Here is a 2,019-nt window from a genome sequence, read left to right as displayed (position 1 = left end):
AATCTGGCGCAACGCGTGCGCTTCCTCGTGCGCAACAGCCTGCTCATCGTCGACTTATGTGCAGCACGCAGTTATGTGGAGTTTCCTCTGGGCGGTGCTTCGGCGCTCGGTTGCGGCAGGAGTTCGTCAACATAACTTCGTCGTGGGAGTAGCGTAGTTCCTCCGATCACCGTATTCGGAGAACACCATGCTTCAGGAACTGTTTCCGAAGGTACATCGCCGCTATGAGGGGTCCCGGTTCGCCGCCGATCTTGAGGGCTTCGCTATCTGGCTGCGTCGGAGTGGATATTCTCGCACCAGTACCTGCGATCATTTGTTTCGGGCAAAGCAAACACTTGAACGGATGGATGGCGCCGAGCCCGGCGGGGAGTTTGCCACCGAACATCTATACACGGCATTTACGTCATCACGCTTCCAGGCACTATATCGAGGCACACAGCGGGCATTCGAGCGCTTTCTGGCTTCACGAGGCAGGTTGATTCGGGCTGAGCCGGACGATCCGTTCGGAGTCCTGTTCGGTCACTATCTCCAGCACCTTCGCGAACTACGTGGGTTCGCCGTCTCGACCGCCGCCCAGCATGACTCGACTCTCAGGGACTTCCTGGGTCGGGCGGCGTTACCCGATCGAACGCTGCGGACATTGAGCTCTACGGACGTGGAGAACTACATCCGGCTCAAGAGCCGGGAGGTTACCCGTCAGACGCTGCAGCACGTCATTGCGCATCTGAGGGCATTCTTGCGCTATTGCGAAGACCGTGGCGATATCACGCCCGGACTGCATTGCATTGACACGCCACGGACTTATCGTGCCGAGTTGCCCCCGCGTGCACTCGAATGGAAGCTGGTGCCGAAGCTGGTTAATTCGGTGGACCGTCACAGCCGCGCCGGCTGGCGGGACCACGCAGTCCTCCATTTGATGGCGTACTACGGTCTACGAGCATCAGAAGTTGCCGCACTCACGCTGAGTTCCATCAACTGGGAATCGCGGACGCTTCACGTTCAGCAGCGCAAGACCCGCTCGGTCCTGGTATTGCCATTGGCGGACAGGACCATAAATCTGCTACGGCGCTATCTCCGGTGTGGCCGCTCCGGAAGTGATTGCCCCGCTCTGTTCCTACGGGCACGAAGCCCGGCTGGACCGCTGACTCACTATGGCGTGGTCGAGATCTTTTACAAGCGCGCCAGGCTGAGTGGCTTGCCAATCACGAACAGCTCCTCATATGCGTTGCGGCACGCGTTTGCGATGCGTCTTCTGGATCGAGGCGTGGGTACGAAGGCTATTGGCGATATCCTGGGACATCGCAGCCTCGAGAGCACGTGCGTCTACCTGCGACTGGACATTGCCATGTTACGTTGCGTCGCGTTGCAGGTTCCCACGCTCCCGAATTCGCGGAGGCTGCCATGAGCATCGCCACGTCAATGTTTACCATGGAGTCTGCGGTCGCAGACTACGTCGCCCATCAACGCGCCCTCGGTCGTGGCTACCGCAACGAAGAACGAATCCTGCTGTCGATGTGTCACTGCCTCGCGCAGTCCTCAGTTCGGGAGCTTGATCAAGCCAGCTTCGATCGATGGTGCGATACCATGCACCATCTGGGACCGAATACGCGTCGCGCCAGACAGTTGATGGTGCACAAGTTCTGCCTGTTCAGACAGCGTGCCGAGCACGGGTGTTTCGTGCCCAGTCCGCTGTACTTCGCGCGACCCTGTCCGTACATCCACCCAGTCATTGTGCAGCCGGATCAGGTGGCACGAATGCTGGTCGCGGCCACGCACCTGGCGCCGACGCTGGGCTCACCGCTACTACCCGCCGTGACGCGCATCGCCATCGTGTTTCTGTATACCGCCGGGTTGCGGCGCGGCGAACTGCTGCGCCTGACGCTACGAGATGTTGAACCCACGTCGGGGGTATTGCAGATTCGAGAGTCGAAGTTCCACAAGAGAAGTCGGATCGTAGCCATGTCGTTCTGTGAGCCAAGGAGTTGGTAGAATGTTTTGTCTTCCTAAGACCGCTTGGCC

Annotated in this window: 2 protein-coding genes; both read left to right on the top strand. The window is 59.4% G+C overall.

Translation table 11 applies throughout. The features are described from left to right. The first annotated feature begins 187 nt into the window (after positions 1 to 187). Positions 188 to 1,405: a tyrosine-type recombinase/integrase gene (locus QYH69_RS35785; protein ID WP_308836327.1), complete on the top strand. Its 1,218-nt coding sequence runs from the start codon at positions 188 to 190 to the stop codon at positions 1,403 to 1,405. Further along, on the top strand, positions 1,402 to 1,989 hold the full coding sequence (locus QYH69_RS35780; protein ID WP_308836326.1) for a hypothetical protein: 588 nt from the start codon (positions 1,402 to 1,404) through the stop codon (positions 1,987 to 1,989). Before QYH69_RS35785 ends, QYH69_RS35780 begins: the two co-directional genes overlap by 4 nt. Positions 1,990 to 2,019: the final 30 nt, after the last annotated feature.

The sequence above is a fragment of the Paraburkholderia sp. SARCC-3016 genome (assembly GCF_031119615.1).
Classification (GTDB): Bacteria; Pseudomonadota; Gammaproteobacteria; order Burkholderiales; family Burkholderiaceae; genus Paraburkholderia.
The sequence above is the reverse complement of the archived record's forward strand: the minus strand, read 5'-3'. Positions and strand labels throughout refer to the sequence as shown.